Consider the following 22,712-nt stretch of genomic DNA (forward strand, 5'->3'; position numbering starts at 1 on the left):
AGGGGAATCCATTCCCTGTTCTGTGGGAATTCGCCTACTGGATTCGAGGAGTACACCCCGGCGTGCCGAAGCCGGGCCCGGTCACTCCGGTTCTTCGAAGTAGCGGACGTAGGCGTTGGACTGCGCGGCGCACTCGTCGAATATCCGCTCGCCGGACCAGCCGCGGGTGGCGCGCAGGCGCGGGATCGCGCCGGCCGTCTCCGGGTCGTGGGCGGTGAGGGTGCCGTCGTCGTGCAGCGTCAGGAACGGCCGTGTCCGCTGCGTGCGGCGGTCCTGGGCGTAGAGCACACGGGTCACCGGCCGCCCCCTGAGAACAGCCCGGTGGTTCCCCGCGCGTTGTGGGCCAGCTTGTCGAAGCGCTCCATCATCTCGTCGAACCAGTCGGACCGGCCCAGGCGGGCGAACTCGCCGGAGAGTCCGGCGAGCCGGGCCCGCAGGAACCGGATGTCGGCCCGGGTCAGCGGGTTGGCGATCCACGCGTTGGCGTCGAAGTCGTAGAAGGGCCGCATGCCGTTGGTGTAGGCCAGCCCCTCCAGGTCGGTGGGGTCCTCCGGCGTGTACTCGTACTTGAACCAGGCCTTGCCGTGGTCGATGCCCGCCACGCGCCCGTCGCCCTGGTCCAGCCAGTTGCCCGGGTTGCGGTCGCCGTTGGCGATCAGCAGGTCCAGCAGGCCCAGCACGTGTCCGTCCCGTGTGTTCAGGAGCGGGGATCGCGGGTTGTCCAGGTGGGCGAACCCGGATTCGCCGTTCATGAAGTGCATGAACACCTCGGTCTCACCGATGCGCAGGACACCGGGCACGTTGGCGCCGATGGCGCGGCCCACCAGCGAGGCGAGCTGTTCGGCGTCGGCGCGGTCGCGGGCGAAGGTGGCCCCTTCGGTGTCCTTGTAGACCGCCTGCGCGCCGTTGGCGAAGCGCATGAGCGTGGTACTGCCGTCGGAGCCGTCCTCGACGAGCCCCTGCTGGCTCACCACGTCGAATCCGGTGGTTTCGGCGAGGTCCTCGACACCGGCGAAGGTCCCGTTCCACAGCATGAGCGCCGCGATCCGCTCGTCCTGGTCACCGTCCCGGTCCTGCGCGGTCTCCTCGGTCGAAGCCGCGGGCTGCTCGCCGTACGCCGCCGCGGAGGGGTCATGGAACCCGGTGGTGTACTGGTCGTTCTCCCCGTCCGCGGATGTGTCCCCTCGCTGGCCCGGGGCCCCGGTCATGGGGTAGGCCACGATGTCGGTCAGCGAGCTGGGCAGGGGGCGGTCGCTTCCGAAACCGGAGTCCAGGAGGCCGAGGGGGGCGTCCAGGGATTTCGGGTCGAGGAAGCTGAGGGGACCGCTTCCGTAACCGGAGTGCTTGGGGTCCAGGGAGTCGAAGGCGTGGTCGTCCCGGGCCCACAGGGGCTTGAACTGGTGGTCGTCGTCGAACGGTGTGCGGAAGGGCCGGTCCTGGACCGGTGTGTCGGGGGAGTCGTACAGGGACAGGTCGTCGTCGGAGACCAGGTCCGGAACCGCGTCCAGGTCCGGGGCGGAGTCCGTGTCCGAATCGGTGTCCGAGTCCGAGTCGGGGAACGGGTCGCGCTGGTCCGCGGGCGCGCTGCCGCGGGGGCTCCGGCGGTCCTGGCCGTTCCCGCGCGAGGAACGGCCCTCGCCCCCGCCTCCGGAACCGCGCCCGGTGCCGGAGCCGCCCCCGCCGTCGGAACGGTCGTCGCCGCTGCCGGACCGGTCGCCCTCGCCGCGGGAGCGGCCGCCTCCGCCGCCTCCGGTCCGGTCCTTGCCAGAGCCCTCGCCGCCGGCGCCGTCCTCGTCCCCGCGTCCGTCCTTCGGGGGGCCGTCGTCGGAGGACGTCCTCCCCGGCTCCACGGCCGCGTCGATCCTCTCCAGCAGCCTCCGTACGCTGTCGGCGCGCTTGCGGGCGCTGTCGGCGATCTTCCCGGCGTCGTCGCGGGCCTCCCGCGCGGTCTCCGCGGCCTCCTCCGCGCGCTCGGCCGCGGTCTCCGCCTGCTGGGCGGCCTGCTGCGCGTACTCATGGGCGCGGCGGGCGTCGGCGGCGGCCGCGTCGGCGGTCCTCACGGCCGAGTCGGCTGCCCTCCGGGTCTCCTCGGCGATCCCGCGTGCCTCGTTCGCGCGGGCGGCGGCCTCCCGGGCCTCCCGCGCGGTGGTCTCCGCCCTGGTGCGCAGGTCCTGTGCCTGCCGGGTCAGCCGGTTCGCGTCCTCGGTGGCCCGGGCGGCGCGCTCCGCCGCGTCGCGGGCGGTCTGCCGGGCCTCCTGGGCTCTGGCCCGTGCGTCCTGTGCGGCCCGGCGGGCGTCGTCCTGCCGGGTGTCCGTCGTCCTCGCGCGGTCGTCGGCCGTGTTCGGCGCGGTTCGCGACCCCGTGTCGCCGGGGGCCGTGTTCGGCGCGTTCGTCGTCCCCCGGGTGCCGGTGCCGCCCGGCGCGGTACGCCCGCCGGAGGAGGTCCGGGAGGCGTCCGCCGCCTGGGCCGCGAGGTCCGCGGTGGTGCGGGCCGTGCGGGCGTCGGCCTCGGCCTGTGCGGCGTTCCCGGCCACCTCCGCGGCGTTCGCCCGCACCTCGTCGGCCCTGGCCGCCGCCTCGTTCGCGGCGGCGCGGGCCTCCCCGGCCGCGTCGGCGGCCCGCCGGGCCGTCTCATGGGCGTTGCGCGCGTCCTGTGCGGCCCGGTCCGCGCTGTCCCGGTGTTCGGACGCGCTGGTGCTGAGCCCCTCGGCCCAGGTTCGCAGGGCCTCGGCGTCCGCGGCCGTCCGGTCGGCCTTCGCCTTCGCGGCGTCGGCCTCCGACTTCGCCTTCGCGGCGTCGGTCCGCGCCGTCTCCGCCGCGTCCCGGGCGGTGTCGGCCCGCTCGGCGATGTCCTCCAGGTCGGAGACCAGGCTGTCGGCCTCCTCGCGGGCCTCCCGCGCGGCCCTGTCCCGGGCGTCCTGGGCGGCCGGGTCGCCGCCGACGGGCCGGTCCCGCCCGGACAGGCCCTCCACGGCGGTGCTGAGCGCCCGGTGCCGTGCCAGGGCCCCGTCGAGGTCGTTCCCGAGCCCGGCGACGGTGTCCCTGTGCTGGTCGGCGGTCTCCTGCGCGGTGGCGGCCGCGCTCTCGGCCGCCGTGGCGGCCGTCTCGGCCTGTTCGAGGGAGGCGTCCCCACGGGGTGCGGGTCTCGTGGTGAGGGCGTCGTCGCGGGCGGTGGTGAAGGCGTCGCGGGTGGTGGTGGCGTCGGTGTGCGCCGTGTCCGCCGCCGTGCGCGCGTCGCGTGCCCGCCGTTCGGCCCCCGGTGAGGGGGCGCCGTCGGTCCCGGACGCGGGCGCGCCTCCTTCCGTCCCGGCGGCGGGTGCTCCGCCCTCAGAGCCGGTGAGGACGCGGGTGCCCTGCCGGATGTCGGCCCTGCCGTGGTCCAGGGAGGTGGAGAGGCCGTTCGCGGCGTCGCGTGCGTCACGGGCCTCCCGGATCGCCGTGTCCGCGGTGTCGGAGGCCTGCTGGACCCGCGCGTCCACGGTGTCCGTGTTCTGCTCCTGTCCGTCCCGGAGGCCGCTGGAGCCGCCGGGGTCCCGGACGGGGGTGTCGGGCTCCGGCGCACGCAGGTTCAGCTCCGACATGAAGCGGTCGACCAGTGTCTGGCTTGCCCCCGAGGGCGCGGGCGACGGGTCCGGCGGGGTCACGGTGACGGTCGGCTGGGGCTCTCTCGCGGCCGTGGTGGTGCCATCGGTGTTGCCGGTGGTCGTCGTGGTTCCGGAGGTGACGCCCCTGTCGCCGGTGGTACCGGTGTTCCCCGTCCTGTTGCCGGTGCTCCCCTCGGTCCCCGTGGTCGTGTTCCCGGTGACCGGTGTGCGGGTGGCCGTCCCGTCGCCGCTGACCGCGTGCACGGGGGGAGCGGTGCCGCCGTCCGGCCCCTGACCGGCCTCCCCCAGCGTGGTGCGCGTGGTGTTCACGGTCTCGACCAGGGCGTCGATCTGGCGGTCGAAGTCGCGCAGCGCCTCCTTGTACTTGTCCTCCTGCTCCTTGTACGCGCTCTCGGCGCTCTCGTCGCCCGGCTCGGCGGCGAACCTCTCGGCCAGGCCCTCCAGCGGTGCCCGGGTGTCGGCGTACGCGGCCTCCGCCTTGCCGAACTCCTCCCGCGCCTGGTTGAGCCGGTCCATGGCGGGGGCCATGCCCTTCGCCTGGTCCGGCGTGAGGAAGCCCATCGCGATGGCGTCGGCCTCCGAGAACCAGCCGGCCATCCTGACCGTGACGTCGTCCACGCCCCAGCGGGTGGGCCGGGAGTAGAACGGGGTCGGCGCCAGGCTCGGGTCGTTCTGGTGGAAGGCGGCGGGCGCCTTGAGCTTGCTGCCCGCGGCGAACGCCCAGGTGGCGTCGTACTCCACCAGGTAGACGGGTCCCTGGCGGAGCTTGTCGGACTCCTGGTAGCCCTTGACCGCCTGGTTGGAACCCCTCTCGGAGCCGTGGGACGAGCTGGTGTTCACGGCCGCCGAACCGGTGTGGATGCCCTCGTGGCCGTCGTAGGGGACGCCGCCGGTGGTCAGCCCGGACGGGCGGAACTCCCCGCCGCGGCCCTGGCTCCCGCCGTGGGAGTCGCCGGCGCTGTTCGTCCTGGGCTGGACGCGGGAGTCGCTGAGCTGGCTGCCCGGCAGAGCGTCCAGGATCTTCGCCCCGCGGTTGCTCGGCACGACCTTGGCGCCCCACTCCGTGCGGCTGATGTCGGTGAACTGCACCCCCTCGGAGTTGCGCGAGGCCGACGGGTACACCGCCTTGAGGGCCTTGTCGCTGAGGCTGTGGTCGATCTCGTTGTACACCGGGTCCTGGCCGTAGGCGTCGGCGAGGTAGGCGCGCGCCGCGTCCGCCGCGGCCCGGGTGGGCTGCCCCCCCTCGGGGGTGCCGGGGGGCGGCTGCCAGCCCAGGGACTGCGCGATGACGACGTTGGCCTTGTCGCGCAGCGCCTGTCCGCCGTCCTGCACCATGGCCGGTTTGGTGATGGCGCTGTCGTTGCCGGGCCGGGGACCGGCGTCGTTCGTCCAGGCGCGCAGGGCCTCGGACACGGACGCGTGGACGGGGGCGGCGGGCCGCCGCGTCGTGCCGCCGTCCTCCGCGGTGGCGGGGGCTCGGTCGTTTCCGGTCGTGTCGGTTCCCGTCCGGTCGCCGGTGGCGTCCTCGCCCTCCGGGGCCGGAGCGGTGTTCCGGTCGGCGGGAGCGGTCCGCGTGGAGCCGGTGCCTTCCGTGGACGTGGTGACGGCGGGGGGAGGCGCCGACAGGTCGGCGCCGGTGCTCCGCGCGCCGTCCCCCGTGGTGGTCGCGGTGGTGGTCGTCGCCGGGGGGTCGAAGGTCATGTACGCGAACGGGTACAGCGTCTCGACCCGCCCGCTGTCGGCGGTGCCCGTGTACGTCGAACGCGGCGGGTTGCCGTTCTCCCCGCCCTTGGGCTCGCCGAGTTCGAGGGTGAGGGTCAGCCTCGTGTCCGCGCCGACCTTGGCGTACGGGGTGTTCAGGTGCAGCTCGGTGGTGCGGGCGTCGTCCTGTGACTGCCCGGAGGAGCGCCCGTCGTTGCCGGAGGAGGAGACCGCCCCGGCGGGGGCGCCGAACAGCGGGCGGTGCTCCGGCTGATCCTCCGAGCCCTGGTCGTCCTGGGCGTAGGGGAGGGGTTGCAGCAGCACGCCGTCCGCGCCCACCGTCGTCCCGGTCCCCCTGCTCCGGGAGTCCGCGTCGGTCGCCTTCCACGTGTGCGACTCGATGTAGTAGCCGGACTGGCCGACGTACGAGACCTCGGTGCGGCTCGGGTCCCTGGTCAGGTTCACGTAGACCTTCGCCGGGGTGGCCGAGCGCATGGCGTGCGGACGCGAGTCCGAGGTGGGCTCCGGCCCCAGCGCGCGGACCTTGACCGGCACCGGCACGGTGGAGTCCGGATTCTGGCCCAGGTGCGTGGTCAGTTTCTGGAGCAGGAGCTCCCGGCCGCCGCTCGTCAGCTCCAGTCCGTTCGAGGCGAGGTCGTTCACCAGCTCCTGGATGGCGGCCTCGGGGTCGGCGGGCTGGATCTGCCTGCCGTTGTCCTCGAACCCGGGACGCACCCGCGCGTTCTCGGGCTTCTTGGGGTTGGGCTGCGGGCTCAGGTCCACTCTGTCGCCGTCGCGCGTCGCCTGATCCAGCACCAGCCCCTCCTGCTGGGCGTCGCGGGAGTGCACGTAGCCCGCGAGCAGGTTCTGGACGGGGGCGGTCCACCCGTGGAACAGGGTCTTCCAGTTCAGGGGCGGGCCGATGGTCCAGTTCTTCGTGAACTCGATCGCCTGGGTGAGGCGGCCGGAGGCGCGGAAGGCGTACACCCTGGTGTTGTCCGGGATGAACAGCACCGACGACGTGAACGAGGTCGACTGGGTGTGCGAGGTGCCGCGGGAGAAGAACGTGCGGGAGAGGGAGGTCCCGAACACCGGGATCGGTCTGACGGCCTCGTTGGGCAGGGAGTCGTCGGAGGGGTGCGGGTTCGGGTTGCGGGTCCCGCTCCCCCCGAACCTGAGGCCGAGGCCGCCGGTCAGGGAGGAGGTGGTGGACAGGGTCACCTCGCTGCCGCCGTTCCACCGCATCTGGGCGCCGACGGGCCGGAAGTCGGTGACGGTGTCGATGTCGACCCTGGTGGCGACGGTGGCGCGGACGTCGTGCGGTGACCAGAGGCCGCCGCTCATCTCCTGGCGGATGCGGGAGCCCGACGGCGTGGTCACGCTCCTGCTCGCGGCCAGTTCCTCCGCCGACAGGTGGTTCTCGAACTGCCGGCCGCCCCCGGAGGAGTCGGAGAGGAACGACTCCAGCTTGCGCCGGTATCCGTCGTGGAGGCCGCTGCGCGTGTCGGAGAAGGTCCGGTAGGTCTCCTCCAGCAGCCCGCGCATGCCCCGGCTCCCGGCGTCGAAGTGGGTGTTCACGCGCTCGAAGGTGCCGCCGATGCGGCGGATCGCCTGGGCGCGGGCCTGGTCCAGGGTCAGTGGGCCCTGCTGGGGACGGTTGGACGGGACGTCGTCCCCGTCCCGGTCGCCTCCCGTCCGGGTGTCCTCCGGCGTCGTCCCGGTGCTGGTGTTCGTGGTGTTGCCGGGGGAAGCCGGTGTGGTCAGGGCGGCGGACCGGTCGGTGCCGGTGGTGTTCGCGGTGCCGCCGGGAGGAGGCGGTGAGGTGAGGGCGGCGGGCTGGTCGGTGCCCGTGACCGTGGTGGTGCCCGCGGGAGGCGCGGTGGTGGTCTGGGAAGCGGTGACGACCTCGGTGCCCCCGCCGAACAGGCGTCCCCAGGTCTGCACGACCCCGTCCCGTACGACGGTCCACCGGCCCGCGCGGTCGTCGCCCGCCGTGCCGTCGGCGCTGATCCGCGGGACGAAGCTCCGGACGATCATGTCCCGTGCCTGCTCGGGCGTGAGCGGTTGCCGGACGCCCGTCGTGGCGGGCGCCGTGTTCCCGGTGGTGTCCGTCTGGGCGGAGTCCCCCTCCCGTGCGGCGGTGGCGTCGGTGGCGGCGGTGGTCTCGGGGGCGTCGCGCGTCTCCCGCCCGTCGGAGGAGGTAGCGGTCTCGCCATCGCGGGTCGTGTCCGCGGGGCCGGACACGGTCTGCGCAGAGTCGGAGGCCGTCGGCGGAGTCTTGGGGGTGAGGAGGACCATCTGGGCGTCCATCCCCTTGCCCAGGAGCGGGATGCCGTGTTCGCGCTGGGGCCGGTCGTCGCGCGCCATCCCGATGTCGTCGTGCTCGAACAGCCGCGCGGTGAAGCGGGTGCGGGACGTCCACACGTCGGAGTCCCCGTTGAACAGCACCGTCTCCTCGGAGCTGTGCGAGAGGCCCTGGCTGGACCCCTTGCCGTCGTTCAGGGACGCGTTCAACGCGACCGAGGGGTTCCCCATCACCCGGGGGACGCCGCGTGCGTCGGCGCCCGCGTCGGTGCGCACGCTGGCGCCGACGTTGACACCGAGCGAGTGGCTGACGCTCGACCCCTTCGTGGTGGTGATCCCCGCCGAGCCCGCGAACCGCGCGCCCCCGCTGGCGGTCGTGTCGAACTGGTGCTCCAGGCGGTCGAAGTCGCCGTAGACGCGCACGGTCACCGTCTCGGGACGGCCGCCCCTGTCCTTGCGGATCATCTTCGGGTCGATGACCGCGGATTCCTTGAGGCGGACCGGGACGCCGTTGCCGGGCAGGTCGGGGGCACCGCTCCTGAGCCCGGACTCGGAGAGCGCGTTGATGACCTTCAGGGTGTTCTCCCGCGCCACGTCCACGTTGCGGCGCAGACCCCAGCGCTCGCGGAAGCTGCGGACCGCGTCCGACTCCATGTGGCTGGGGCGGACGGCGTAGTCCTTGCCGGTCCGCGCGAGGTCCGGGATGACCATCCCGGGGCGCTTCTCGGCGATGTCGCTGAGCACGCGGTAGGCCAGGTCGTCGTAGAACGGGCGCTGCGGTGAGGGAGGCGTTCGGGTGTCGCCGTCGGCGCCGTTGTTCCCGGTGCCTTCCGTCGTCCCGCCGTTGTCCGCCGGGACGGGTGAGGAGAGGTGGCCGAAGCCGCGTACGGTGGCCCCGCTCAGGTCCGTGGGGCGGTCCACCGCGAGGTTCGGGAACGGGGGGCGGGGCGGCGCGGCCGGTCCGTCGGCCGGGGACGGGGGCTTGGGGAGTTCGCCGTTGAGCTGGCGGGCGTCCTCGACGGTGAGCAGTTCGACGGAGTCGCCCTCGAAGCGGTGCGGTCGCGGCTCGCCCTGGATGTGGACGTAGAAGTCGCGCTTGACGTCGTAGGCCGCGTGGCCGGACGGGGCGTGTACGACGTGGCTGCTCGTCCCCGAGGTGTTGAGCGCGGTCCCCGTGCTCTTCTCGAAGGTCGCCGAGTACTCCACGAAGGGCAGGTCGAGCCGGACGCTCTTGCCGTTGGGCAGTTCGAGCCAGATGCCGAAGCCGCCGCCGATCGAGCCGGACGCCACGCTGGAGTGCTTCACGCTGGAGGAGTCGCTCTTGACCGCGGTGTTGCTGTGCACGAAGTCGGCCAGGCCGGGGGCGAAGTCCTTGCGGTCGTACTGGGTCGGCACCGACCACATCCGCATGATGCGGGGATGGCTGCCGGGGATCTCGATGCGGATGTGCGCGGAACTGTTGGACATCTGCGGCAGGTACTGCTGCAACCGGTCGTTGTCGAAGGTCGCCTCGATCCGCGCGCGGTACTCGTCGTTGCGCTTCTCCTTGCCGGAGGGGGTGCGGCCGCCGCCCCGGTTCCCCTCGGGCGGGGGGAGGAGGTGGTCGGCGAGCCAGGTGCCGAGGGTGCTCCCGCCCGGCCTGCCGCCGCCTCCCGTGGTGGCGGTGCCGCCGTGGCGGTCGCCTCCGCCCCTGCGGTCGGTCCCGTCCCCGCGGTCGCCTTCACCGCCGCGGCCGTCCTCTCCGCCGCGGCCGGTCCCGCCGTCGCCGGACGCGGTGCTCACACCGGTTCCGGTGCCGGACACCGCCGGGGCAGGGGAGAGGCGGGTGATCTCCAGCGGGTGGCCGGTACCCGTGAACGGCCGGTTCACCGGCTCGTGGTGACCGTTCGCGTCCTTCGGTCCGTTGTCGGGCACGATCCGCCGGGGGGCGTCGGAGGTCACCACCTCGCCGGGCAGGTTCATGGCCAGCCCGTTGTACGCGGTCCCCTCCTGGACGCGCGGCGCGGTGAGGCCGGGACCGGTGACCGACGCCCTCATGCCGAGGTCTCCGACGTAGACGTTCGGGGCGCCGAGCAGTTCGATGCCGCTCGCGGCGTTGGCGCTGGCCGAGGCCGATCCGGAGGTGCCCCGGACCCTCGCGCCGCCGCGCCCGCCGACGGCCGCGATCGGCCCGGCGTCGTTGCCGTCGACGCCGGTCACGTAGAAGGGGCTCATCGTGAACTTGCCGCCGACGGTCTTGCCCGCGCCGCGCGACCCGCCGTCGCTGGAGTCCACCCCGGGCCCCGCGTCGTTGAGCCGCAGGAACCTGGAGTCCCCGCCGCCGCTCAGGGCCTTGGCGTCGACGTGGTAGAAGTCGTCGCCGAGGGAGCGCAGGTCGATGTCGGCGCTCCAGGTCTGCCCGCCCTGGGTGGTGTTGACGGTGCGCCCGCCCTCGCGGAGGAAGGGCCGCGGCCCCTCCCTCGTGAGGATGTCGACCACGCCGTCCACGATTCCCTGCCGTGCGGTGTCGGGCATGCCCGGCGTGTTGGCCAGGACGTCGTCGACGAACCCGGGCAGGTGCTCGGCGAAGAGCATGTGCGGTCCGAGGAGGTTGGACGTGGTCAGGTAGCCCAGGTCGTAGCTCTGACCGCTCCGGTCCGGCACGAAGCCGCCGTCGTAGGTGAGGGCCGGAAGCGGCGGGGGCGGCGGTGCGCCCTCCGGAGGGGCCCCCTCCGGTGATGTGTCCCCCTGGCGGACGGGTGGGTCGGTGTCGGGGGGGCCGAGCGGGATGTCCCTGCTGGTCCCGCCCAGGGGGACGGGGCCGGTGTCGCCGCTCGGGCCCGCGGGGGGCGTCATGACGGTCATGACGGTGATCGGGTTCCCGGGGCGCAGCAGGTCGGCCTGCATCCGGGCGAAGTCGCGGTAGTTGAGGTAGGCCTCGTTGGCTTCGCGCTGCGTCTGGTAGGCGCGGGCGCGCAGGTCGGCGGCGTCGGGGCGGCCCCGGCTCTCGGCCTCCCGGCTCTGGCCGACCAGGTCCTGGGCGCGCTGGTAGCCGTTGAGCGCGTCCTTGATGCTGGCCGAGGCCATCTCCCCGAGCCGGATCGCGGTGGTGATCCCGTCCGACACGGCCTGGGGGGAGGGGCGGCCGCGGCCGCCGGTGTTCGCGGCGGCGGAGCGGTCCTGGTCGCCTCCGCCCCGGGAGCGGTTGCCGTGGTCCGGTTCCGTGCCGCGGCCCCTGTCGCCGCCCTCGGTGCCGGGACCGTGCTGGTCGTCGGAGCGGTCACGGTCCTGGCCGCTCCGGTCGCCGCCGTCGGCGCTGTTGCCGTTGTCGCCCGAACCGTCCTCGTCCCGGCCGCCGTCCTTGTCGTCGTCCTTCTCCCGGCCGTCGTCGGAGGACGTCCTCTCCGGCTCCACGGCCGCGTCGATCCTCTCCAGCAGCCTCCGTACGCTGTCGGCGCGCTTGCGGGCGCTGTCGGCGATCTTCCCGGCGTCGTCGCGGGCCTCCCGCGCGGTCTCCGCGGCCTCCTCCGCGCGCTCGGCCGCGGTCTCCGCCTGCTGGGCGGCCTGCTGCGCGGACTCGTGTGCGCGGCGGGCGTCGGCGGCGGCCGCGTCGGCGGTCCTCACGGCCGAGTCGGCTGCCCTCCGGGTCTCCTCGGCGATCCCGCGTGCCTCGTTCGCGCGGGCGGCGGCCTCCCGGGCCTCCCGCGCGGTGGTCTCCGCCCTGGTGCGCAGGTCCTGTGCCTGCCGGGTCAGCCGGTTCGCGTCCTCGGTGGCCCGGGCGGCGCGCTCCGCCGCGTCGCGGGCGGTCTGCCGGGCCTCCTGGGCTCTGGCCCGTGCGTCCTGTGCGGCCCGGCGGGCGTCGTCCTGCCGGGTGTCCGTCGTCCTCGCGCGGTCGTCGGCCGTGTTCGGCGCGGTTCGCGACCCCGTGTCGCCGGGGGCCGTGTTCGGCGCGTTCGTCGTCCCCCGGGTGCCGGTGCCGCCCGGCGCGGTACGCCCGCCGGAGGAGGTCCGGGAGGCGTCCGCCGCCTGGGCCGCGAGGTCCGCGGTGGTGCGGGCCGTGCGGGCGTCGGCCTCGGCCTGTGCGGCGTTCCCGGCCACCTCCGCGGCGTTCGCCCGCACCTCGTCGGCCCTGGCCGCCGCCTCGTTCGCGGCGGCGCGGGCCTCCCCGGCCGCGTCGGCGGCCCGCCGGGCCGTCTCATGGGCGTTGCGCGCGTCCTGTGCGGCCCGGTCCGCGCTGTCCCGGTGTTCGGACGCGCTGGTGTTGAGCCCCTCGGCCCAGGTTCGCAGGGCCTCGGCGTCCGCGGCCGTCCGGTCGGCGTTCGCCTTCGCGGCGTCGGCCTCCGACTTCGCCTTCGCGGCGTCGGTCCGCGCCGTCTCCGCCGCGTCCCGGGCGGTGTCGGCCCGCTCGGCGATGTCCTCCAGGTCGGAGACCAGGCTGTCGGCCTCCTCGCGGGCCTCCCGCGCGGCCCTGTCCCGGGCGTCCTGGGCGGCCGGGTCGCCGCCGACGGGCCGGTCCCGCCCGGACAGACCGTCCACGGCGGTGCTGAGCGTCTGGTGCCGTGCCAGGGCCCCGTCGAGGTCGTTCCCGAGCCCGGCGACGGTGTCCCTGTGCTGGTCGGCGGTCTCCTGCGCGGTGGCGGCCGCGCTCTCGGCCGCCGTGGCGGCCGTCTCGGCCTGTTCGAGGGAGGCGTCCCCACGGGGTGCGGGTCTCGTGGTGAGGGCGTCGTCGCGGGCGGTGGTGAAGGCGTCGCGGGTGGTGGTGGCGTCGGTGTGCGCCGTGTCCGCCGCCGTGCGCGCGTCGCGTGCCCGCCGTTCGGCCCCAGGTGAGGGGGCGCCGTCGGTCCCGGACGCGGGCGCGCCTCCTTCCGTCCCGGCGGCGGGTGCTCCGCCCTCGGAGCCCGTGAGGATGCTGTTGCCGTTCCCCAGCTCGGTCGTGCCGTTCCCCAGGGCGGTGGAGAGGTCGTTCGCGGCATCGCTTGCGGCACGGGCCTCCCGGTCAGCGGTGTCCGCGGCGTCGGAGGCGCGCTGGACCCGCGCGTCCACGGTGTCCGTGTCCCGGACGGAGGTGTCGGGCTCCGGGGCGACGAGGTTCAGTTCCGCACGGAAGCGGTCGGCCAGTGCCTGGCTCGGTCCCGTGGGCGCGGGCGCCGGGTCCGGTGGCGGGGTCACGGTGATGGTCGGCTGGGGCGCGCTGGTGGTCGTGGTGGCGCCATCGGTGTTGTCGATGGTCGTGGTGTTTTCGGAAGTGACCCCTGTGACGACGGCAGTGCTGTCGGTGCCGGTGGTCGTGTCTCCGGTCGTGCTGGTGGTCGAGGTGGTGTTGGCGGGGGTCGGCGCACGGGTCGTCGTCCCCCCGCTCGTGTCACCGCTCGACGGGCGCCCGGGGGGAACGGTGCCGCCGTTCGTCCCCTGGCCGAGGCCCCCCAGAGCGGTGCGCGTGTCGTTCAGGGTCTGGATCAGGGCCTTGATCTTCTGGTTGAAGCTGGCCAGCGCCTTCGTGTACTCCTTCTCCTGGTCCTCGTAGGCCTTCCTGGCGCTCTGCTCGTCCGGCTTGTCGGCGTACTTCTGGGCCAGGCCCTCCATCGGGGCCCGGGTGTCGGCGTACTCGGCCTCCGCCTTGCTGAACTCCTCCTGCGCCTTGTGGATGCCGTCCTTGACGGGGCCCAGGCCCTTGACCTGGTCCGGAGTGAGGAAGCCCATCGCGATCGCGTCGGCCTCCGAGTACCACTTGGCCATCCGGATCGTGGTCTGGTCCACGATCCATCGGGTGGGCCGGGAGTGGAGCGGGGTCTGCGGAAGGCTCGGGTCGTTCAGGTGGAAGGCGGCGGGCGCCGTGAGCTTGCTGCCCGCGGCGAACGCCCAGGTGACGTCGTGCTCCACGAGGTAGAAGGGCCCCTGGCGGAGCTGGTCCGACTCCTGGTAGCCCTTGACGGTCTGGTTGGAGCCCGACGAGGCCCCGTGGGACGAGCCGGTGTTCGCGGCCGCCGCGCCGGTGTAGATGCCCTCGTGGCGGTCGTAGACGGGACTCTCGGTGCTTATCCCCGCGGGGCGGAACCCGCCGCCGAAGCCCTGGCCTCCGCCGTGGGAGCTGCCGGAGCTGTCCGTCCGGGGCCGGACGCGGGAGTCGCTGAGCTGGCCGTCCGGCCGCGCGTCCAGGATCTTCGCACCGCGGGTGCTCGGCAGGGCCTTGGCGCCCCACTCGGTGTGGTTGCTCCGCACCACCCTGTCGATCCACCCGGGGAGTTCGATGTCCTTGAAACTCACCCCCTCGGGATCGAGCGAGGCCGACGGGTCCATCGCCTTGATGGCCTCGTCGCTGAGGCTGGCGTCGATCTCGTTGTAGACCGGGTCCAGTCCGTAGACGTCGGCGAGGTGGGCCCGCGCCGCGTTCGCCGTCTCCTCGGTCGACTTCCCCTCGGGCGGCTTCCAGCCGGCGGACCGCGCGACGACGATGTTGGCCTGCTCGCGCAGCGCCTTTCCGTAGTCCTGCACCATGGTCGTCAGTGCGAGGGCGGAGTCGGTGCCGGGACGTGGACCCGCCTCACGGGTCCACGTGCGCAACGCGTCGGCCTGGGAGGCGTAGATGGGTGCTCCGGACCGCCGCGTCGTGCCGCTCCCGGTCCGGTCGTCGGCGGTGCCGGTGGTGTCGCCGCCTTCCGGTGCCGGAGCGGTGTTCCGGTCGGGCGGAGCGGTCCCGGTGGAGCCGGTGCCGTCCGTGGACGTGGTGACGGCGGGGGCCGGCGGAGGCGACAGCGTGTCGGTTCCGGTTCCCTGCGTGCCGCCTTCCGGGGTGTCCGCCGCCGGGGGGTCGAAGGTCATGTACGCGAGCGAGTACAGCGTGTCGACGCGTCCGCTGTCAGCGGTGACCTCGTAGGTCGATTTCGGCTTCCTGCCGCTCTCCCCGCCCTTGGGTTCGTCGAACTGGAGTTTGAGTTTGAGGGTCGTGTCCGTGCTGACCTTCGCGTACGGGGTTTTCAGGTGCAGCTCGATGGTGCGGGCGTCGTCCTGGGACTGCCCGGAGGAGCGCCCGTCGTTGCTGGACCCGGAGATCTCCCCGGCGGGGGTGGTGAACAGGGCGCGGTGTCCCGGCTGTCCGTCCGGCCCCTGGTCGTCCTGGGGATAGGGCGGAGGTATCAGCAGCGCGCCGTCCGAGCTCACCGTCCTGCTGGTCTCGTCGCTCCGCGAGTGCGCGTCGGTCGCCTTCACCGTGTGCGACTCGATGTAGTAGTCGGCCTGGTCGACGTGCGAGACCTTGGTGCTCTTCGGGTCCCTGATCAGTTCCACGTAGAGCTTCCCCGTGAAGCTCGAACGCTGCGGCCGCGGCTTCGAGTCCGGGGTGGGCTCCGGGCCCAGCGCGCGGACGTTGAGCGGCAGCGGGGCGGTGGGGTCCGGGTTCTGGGCCAGGTGCGTGGTCAGCTGCTTCAGCAGGGCCTCCCGGCCGCCGCCGAGCGTCAGCTCCAGTCCGTTCGAGGCGAGGGAGTCCACCAGGGCCTGGGCGGCGGCCTCGGGGTCGGCGGGCTGGATCTGCCTGCCGTTGTTCTCGAACCCGGGACGCACCCGCGCGTTCTCGGGCTTGTCCGGGTTGTCGTGGGGGCTCAGGTCCACGCTGTCGCCGTCGCGGGTCGCCCGGTCCTGGACCATCCCTTCTTCCTGGGCGTCGCGGGAGTGCACGTAACCCGAGGCCAGATCCGATACCGGACGGGTCCACCCGCGGAACAGGGTCTTCCAGTCCAGGGTCGGGCCGATGCTCCAGTTCTTCAGGGACTCGGTGAGGAGGGTGATGCGGCCGGAGGCACGGAAGGCGTAGGCCTTGGTGTTGTTCGGGATGAACAGCACCGACGACGAGAACGTGGACGACTGGTTGTGCGACCTGCCGCGGGAGAAGAACGTGCGGGAGAGGGAGGTTCCGAACACCGGGATCGGCCTGACGGCCTGGTTCGGCAGGGAGTCGTCGGAACCGGGCGGGTTCGGGTTGCGGGCTCCGCCCCCGCCGAACCTGAGTCCGAGGTTGCCGCTCCGGGAGGAGACCGCGGACAGGGCCGTCTCGCTGCCGCCGCCCCACCGCATCTGGGCGTCGACAGGGCGGAAGTCGGTGACGGCGCCCATCTCGGACCTGGTGACGTTGGTGACCCGGACCTTGTGCGGTGACCAGAGACGGCTGCTCATCTCGTGGCGGGAGCGGGAGCCGAACCGGCTGGTCGTGCTCTTGTCCGTGGCGAGTACCTCCGACGACAGGGACTGCTCGATCCGCTGACCGTTCCCGGGCGACCGGGAGAGGTACGACACGCGCTTGCGCGTGAATCCGTTCTCGGAGAGGGCCCGGTACACCTGCTCCCGCAGTCCGGGGGTCTGGTCCCTGTCGCCGAAATGGGTTCTCACGTGCTCGAAGAAGGCACCGGCGCGGTGGAGAGCCTGGGCGCGGCGCTGCCCCAGGGTCGGCGGGTCCTGCGGCGGCCGGTCGTTCGGGGAGTCGTCCCCGCCCCTCTCGCCTCCGGGGGGAGCGGTCTCCGGCGTCGTACCGGTGGTGGTGTCCGTCGTCCCTCCGGGGGGAGGCGGCGGGGCGGGGAGGACCGTCTGGTTGCCGTCGGCGCCCGTGACCGTGGTGGTGCCCGCGGGAGGCGCGGCGGGGTTCTGTGAGGGTGCGGCGGTATCGGCGCCTCCGCCCAACAGGCGTCCCCAGGTGTGCACCGCCCCGTCCCGGACGGCGGTCCACAGGCCGCCCCGCCCGGCGCCCGTCGGGGTGGGCCTCAGGGTGAGCATGTCCTTCACCCGCTCGGGCGGGAGTGCCTGCCAGTCGTCGGTCGTGTCGGTGCCGGTCGTGTCGGTCTCGGTCCGTGCGGGGTCCGGGGCGGTCGGGGACGTCTTGGGCGTGAGGAGGACCACCTGCGTGTCCATCCCCCCGTCTTTCAGGAGCGGTGTCCCGTGTTCGTGCTGGGACCTGCCGTCGCGTGTCATCCCGAGGTCGTCGTTCTCGAACAACCGGGCGGTGAAGCGGGTGCGGGACGTCCACACGTCGGAGTCCCCGTTGAACAGGACCGTTTCCTCGACGCTGCGGGAGATGCTCTGGGCGGAGTCCCTTCCGAAGCCCAAGGAGGTGAACAGCGCGACCATCGGGTTCCCCAGCGTGCCGGGAACACCGCGTGCGTCGCCCCTGGCGTCGTCGCGCACACTGCCGCCGACGGTGAAACTCAGCGAGTGGTTGAGGTTCGACCCCTTCGTGACGGTGACGCCGGACGAGCCGGTGAACCGGCCGCCCCCGCTGGCCGTCGTCTCGAACTGGTGTTCGAGTTTTCCGAATTCGCCGTAGACGCGCAGGGTCACGTGGTCGGGGCGCAGACCCCTGTCCGGGAGGACCGTCTTCCCGTCGATCACGGCGGTTTCCCTGAGGCGGACCGGGATGCCGTCGTAGGGCAGGTCGGACTTGCTGCTCTTGATGCGGGACTCGGAGAGCGCCTCCCTGACCTTCTGGGTGTTCTCCCGCGCCACGTCCGCGTTGCGGCGCAGACCCCAGCGCTCGCGGAAGCTGCGGACCGCGTCCGACTCCATGTGGCTGGGGCGGACGGCGTAGTCCTTCCTGGTCCGCGCGAGGTCCGGGATGACCATCCCGGGGTGCTTCTCGGCGATGCCTTTGAGTACTTCGTACGCCAGGTCGTCGTAGAACGAGCTCTCCGGTGAGTTGTACGTCTTGGTGTCGCCGTCGGTGCCGTCGTTCCCGGTCCTGTCCGTCGTCGTGTTCGCGGTCCCGGTGTCGTTGGTCCCTGTGTTCCCTGTGGTGCTGCTTGTGGTGTTGGCGTTTCCGGTGGTGCCAGTGGTTCCACTGTTGTTTTCCGGAGCGGGCGGGGGGACGTGGCCGAACCCGAGCACGGTGGACCCGCTCAGATTCGTGGGGCGGTCCACCGCGAGGTTCGGGAACGGGGGCCTGGGCGGCGCGACCGGTCCGTCGGTCGAGGACGGGGGCTTGGGGAGTTCGCCGTTGAGCAGGCGGGCGTCCTCGACGCTGAGCAGTTCGACGGAGTCGCCCTCGAAGCGGTGCGGTCGCGGCTCGCCCTGGATGTGGACGTAGAAGTCGCGCTTGACGTCGTAGGCCGCGTGGCCCGACGGGGCGTGCACGATATCGCTGATCGCCCCCGAGGTGTTCAGGGTGGTGCCCGTGCTCTTCCTGAGCGTCGCCGAGTACTCCACGGCGGGTGCTTCGAGCCGGATGTTCTTGCCGTCCGGCAGTTCGAGCCAGATGCCGAAGCCGGTGCCGATCGAACCGGACACCGTGGTGGAGCGCTGCACGTCGGAGGAGACGCTCTTGACCGTGGTGTTGCTGTGCACGAAGTCGACCAGGCCGGGGGCGAAGTCCTTGCGGTCGTACTGGGTCGACACCGACCACATCCGCATGTACCGGGAAGGGCTCCCGGGGATGTCGATGCGGATGTGCGCGGAACCGTTGGACATCTGCGGCAGGTACTGCTGTACCTGGTCGTTGTCGAAGGCGGCCTCGATCCGCGCGCGGTACTCGTCGTTGCGCTTCTCCTTGCCGGAGGGGGTGTGGTCGCCGCCCCGCTTCCCCTTGGGAGGGGGGAGGAGGTGGTCGGCCAGCCAGGTGCCGAGGCTGTTCTGCCCCGGTCTGCCGCCGCCGCCCGCCGTCGCGGTGTCGGTGCTGTCACCGCGGTCGCCGGAGGCGGTGTCCCCACCGGTTCCGCCGTCGGATGCCGGTGGGGCCGGGGAGAAGCGGGTGATCTCCAGCGGGTGGCCGGCACCTATGAACGGGCGGTTCACCGGCTTGTGGTGCCCGTTCGCGTCCGTCTTCCCGTTGTCGGGCGTGATCTGCCGGGGACCGTCGGAGGAGACCGCCTCTCCCGGCAGGTTCATGATCAGCCCGTCGTACGAGGTCCCCTCCCGCACACGCGGCGAGGTGAGGCCGGGTCCGGTGACGGACGCCTTCATGCGCAGGTCGCTGACGTAGACGTTCGGGGTGCCGAGCAGCTCGATGCCGGTACCGGAGTTGGCGCTGACCGAGGCCGTTCCGCCGGTGCTCCGGACCTGGGAGCCGCCGCGTACGCCGATGGAGAAGATCGGCCCGGCGTCGCTGCCGCTGACGTTGGCCAGGTAGATGGGGCTTCCCGTGAACTTGACGCCGACGGAGCCGCTCCCGTTCTGGGAACCGGATTCGCTGGAGGACACCCCGGGTCCGGCGTTGTGGAGCCTCAGGTGCCTGGAGTCCTCGCCGCTCAGGGACTCGGTCTTGAAGTGGTAGAAATCGCCGTCGAGTGAGCGCAGGTCGATGTCGGCGCTCCACGTTTGCCCGTCGTGGGTGGTGCTGACGGTGTGCCCGCCCTCGCGGAGGAAGGGGCGCGGCCCCTCCTTCGTGAGGGTGGCGGCCACGCCGTCCAGGATCTGCTGGCGTGCGGCTTCGGGCATGTCCGGCGTGTTGGTCAGGACGTCGTCGACGAACCCGTGCAGGTGCTCGGCGAAGAGCATGTTCGGACCGAGGAGGTTGGACGTGGTCAGGTAGCCCAGGTCGTACGGCTTGTCCCGGTCCGGGGTGAAGGTGCCGTTGTAGGTGGGGGCCGGGGGCCCCTGCGGCGGTGTGCCCTCCGGTGCGGTCCCCTCCGGTGGTGTGCCCTCCGGTGCGGTCTCCTCCTGGTGAACGGGGGAGTCGGTGTCGCGCGGGCCGAGCGGGATGTCCCCGTCGGTACCGCCGAGGGGGACGGGTCCGGCGTCGTCGCTCGGGCTCGCGGGAGTCTCCAGGACGGTCATCACGGTGACCGGCTGGTCGGTGCGCAGCAGATCGGCCTGCATCCGGGCGAGGAAGTCGTAGGTCCGGTAGGCCTCGTTGGCCTGGCGCTGTGCCTCGTAGGCATGGGAGCGCAGGTCGGCGGCGTCGGGGCGGCCCTGACTCTCGGCCTCCCGGGTCTGGCTGACCAGGTCCTGGGCGCGCTGGTAGCCGCTGATCGCGTCCTTGATGCTGGCCGAGGCCATCTCTCCGAGCCGGATCGCGGTGGTGATCCTGTCCGGCGGGGTCTGGGGGGAGGGGGTCCTCTGTCCGTTGGCGGCCGCGGGAGCGGGGGCGGACGGATCGGCCTGAACGGGCGGGGGCGCCATGGCGGGCGGCGGGACGGGCGCGGCGGGAGGAGTGCCGTCCTGCTCCTCCGCACGGGGCGGCGGAACGGCGTCCCGGTCGTCCCGGGAGTCGGTCGGAGGGGCGGGCTCGGGGGAGCGGTCGTCCAGCGTCCCGGGGAGGGGGTTGTTGTCCTCGGTCTGCGGCGGCGGCCCGCTCTCCGTCCTGACGGTGGTATCGCTGTGGTCGGCGCGTTCGTCGGCGCGTTCGTCGGCGGCGGGCGGCGAGGGCGGCGGACCGTCCTCCGACTCCGTCCGCTGCTCGGAAACGCTCACGGTGTCGGGGTTCGCGTGCTGTTCGTTCGTCGGGCTGCCGTGGTCGTCCTGCCCGGTGGTGTTTCCGGTGGTCTGGGTCTGGGGTGTGGGGTCTGGGGTGGGGGTCTGGAGGTCGTCGCCGGTGGTCTGTTGTGCGGTGGTGTCGGGGGTGGTGGTGTCGTTGGTGCGTTGGGGTGAGCGTTCACCGCCGCCGCGCTCGGAGGACGCGGGGCGCTGGCCGGTGTCGGGGGCCGGGTTCTGCGGGGCGGGTGAGGGTGGTGGAGCCGCCTGGCCGACCGGGGGCGCGACGGCGACGGGGGCGGTGTTCTGCTGCTGCTCCTGTTCGGGGGCGGAGCGGTCGCCGGTGTTCCCCGTGTTGGGCGCGGTCTGCTCGGTGTCGGGGGGTGCGGCCGCCATGGGGTTGTCGGGGACGATGGCGTTGAGGAAGTCGGCGGCCAGGGGGCCGTTGTCCGTGCCCGTCCGGAAGGGGTCGTGGCCGGACCCGGGGTGGGGGGAGTCCACCCCGAGCGGCTCGTTCCGCGGCCCCGGGATGGAGGGCGCGTCGGGGCCGGGCCCCTTGTCCGTCTTGGTGTTGGTGGTGTCCTGCTGGGGGGTGGCCTCGTCGGTGTCGAACAGTGAGGCCTCGTCGTCGCTGTCGTAGGGCGAGGAGTTCTCGTCCCGATCGAAGACGGAGGATGTGTCGCTGTCGTAGTCGCTGTCGTACAGGGATTGTTCGTCGTCCCGCGAGGGCGGGGCGGGTTCGCCGTCGCGGTCGTCCGTTTGCTGGGTTCCGTCGCCGGGTGCGGGTGCGGGGGAGTTGCCGCTGTTGCGTTCGGGGGTTCGGTCGCCGTTCTGGCCGGGGTCGTCGTCCCCGCGCCACCAGGGGTCGGTTTCGCCGGGGTCGGTGCGGTCGTCGGTCCGGTTGTCGGAACCGTTGCTCTCGGTCTGGGGCGGGGGTGTGTTGAGGTCGGGTTTGTCCTTGTCCTTGAACAGGTCGGCGCCGTGCAGGATGCCGTCGGTGGCGCCCTGCTGGATGCCCGCCTGGGTGGCGCCCGCGGTCGCGGAGTAGCCGGAGGCCTCCCAGCCTTTGCCGTCGGCCATGCTGCCCAGGCCCTCGCCGAGGTAGCCCTCCAGGGCTCCGGTGCCGATGCTGCCACCGGTCTGTTGGGCGTAGGTGCTGGTTTTGGAGAAGTAGTCGTTGAGGGGCTGTTGGAGGGTGACCGGTACATCGGAGAGGTGGTCGCGTGTGGAGGGGGGTAGGCGGTCGCCGATGGTGTCGCGCAGGTGCTGGCCCAGGTTGGGGTCGGTCCAGTTGCGGGCGAGGGTGTCGGCGTAGTCGCGTCCGAGGTCGCGTGCTGCGGCGTCTCCGATGTGGTCGCCGAAGTGGCGGGCGAACAGGTCGGCGAATTCGTTGCGCGCCGCGGCGGCTTTGGCGGCGTTGTCGAAGACGCCCGCGCCGATGGGGCTGGCGGGGTTGTAGGGGACCAGGAACTCGTCCTTGTGGCGGACGAAGACCTCGGCGAGATCCTTGTTCAACGAGGGCGGGGGCAGCGGCCCGTCCTTGGGGGCGGGTGTGGTTTCGGGTGTGGTTTTGGGCGCGGGGGAGTCCGGTCCCCGGTCGGGGTTCGTCGCTGGCGGGTCGTCCTTGACCGGGCCGGAGGGCGGCCCGTCCGGCCCGCCGCCGGGCGGTGGTGGCGTGTCGGTGTCGCGGTTGGGGTTGCCGGGAGGCGGGGTGTCCTTGACGGGCCCTCTGGGGTCGGGCGGGGGCCCGGTGGGCGGTCCGCTGGGCGGCCCGTCGGGGGTCTCCCGGATGGGCGGTCCGGTGGGGGGTCCACCGGGTCCGGGGGTGGGCTCGGTCCGGACCAGGGGCGGTGGGTCGGGGAGGTCGGTGATGCGGGCGACGCGGTCGTTGAACAGGTCGGTGAGTTGTTTGCTGAAGAGTCCGTCCATGCCCGCGGAGAAGACGGCGGACAGGGCGCCTTCGATGGTGGCGCCGATGTGGGCGCTGCGGGTGAGGTTGGGGTCTTTGTGGTGGCGGGTGCCTCTTCCGATCTGGATGCGTTGGATGATGCTGTCCATGCTGGCGAAGATCTGGCTGATGATCTGGTGGCCGGGCACGGTGATGAGCAGCCAGGTCAGGATGCGGCGGATGGCCAGGCTGCGGATGGCCTTGAAGATGGGGATCCACTTCAAGGAGGCGCCGAAGGTGAACTTGGCGGTGGCGATGGCCCAGGCGATCTCGGCCAGGAGTTGGACGAACTGGCCGATGACCATCATGTGCATGTACTCGACGTTGGCGCGGGCCTTGAAGAGTTCGCTGGACATGGTGGCGGCGTTGGAGCGGGCGGAGCCGACGTAGTCGTTGTCGCCGGTGGTGAACTGGTCCAGGGAGTGTTCGTAGTTGCGGGCGGTGTTGCCGTTGAAGTGGCGTCGGGCGTGGACGCGGCTGAGGTCGAACAGGTCGTCCAGGACTTTGACGCGTTTTTCGAGGGCGGCGTAGACCTCCGAACCGCGACCCAGGGTGTTGATGCTCGCCTTGGGGATGGGGATGCCGGTGAGGACCTCGATCGCCTTGCGTTGGGAGGCGCTCATGTTCTCGTCGAACGGCATGCGAGCCCTCCCCCCTCCACGACCGCTCCCCCGGGAGAGATGAAAATAACACTATTGCAGCCAGATGTGGAACCAGTTGCACTTATGTTTCCGTTCCCGTCCGTGTGCGTTGCCTTGTGTCCCCTTCTGCTGTGGTAGAAGACCCTGCCG

Annotated in this window: 2 protein-coding genes; both read right to left on the reverse strand. The window is 72.7% G+C overall.

Features of this window, described 5'->3' with window-relative positions:
- Window positions 1–81 precede the first annotated feature (81 nt).
- Complete coding sequence (locus NDAS_RS06075; protein ID WP_013152262.1) at window positions 82–297, reverse strand: hypothetical protein; 216 nt, start codon at window positions 295–297, stop codon at window positions 82–84.
- The gene (locus NDAS_RS06080) at window positions 294–22,562 is read right to left on the reverse strand and encodes a methyl-accepting chemotaxis sensory transducer (protein WP_013152263.1); all 22,269 of its coding nucleotides are present in this window, start codon (window positions 22,560–22,562) and stop codon (window positions 294–296) included. The genes NDAS_RS06075 and NDAS_RS06080 overlap by 4 nt, the downstream gene beginning before the upstream one ends.
- Between the last annotated feature and the right edge of the window lie 150 nt (window positions 22,563–22,712).

Source organism: Nocardiopsis dassonvillei subsp. dassonvillei DSM 43111, assembly GCF_000092985.1.
GTDB lineage: Bacteria > Actinomycetota > Actinomycetes > Streptosporangiales > Streptosporangiaceae > Nocardiopsis > Nocardiopsis dassonvillei.

Coding starts and splice junctions, on each gene's coding strand:
- NDAS_RS06080 (WP_013152263.1), bottom strand. CDS start 22,562: ATGCCGTTCGACGAGAACATGAGCGCCTCCCAACGCAAGGCGATCGAG.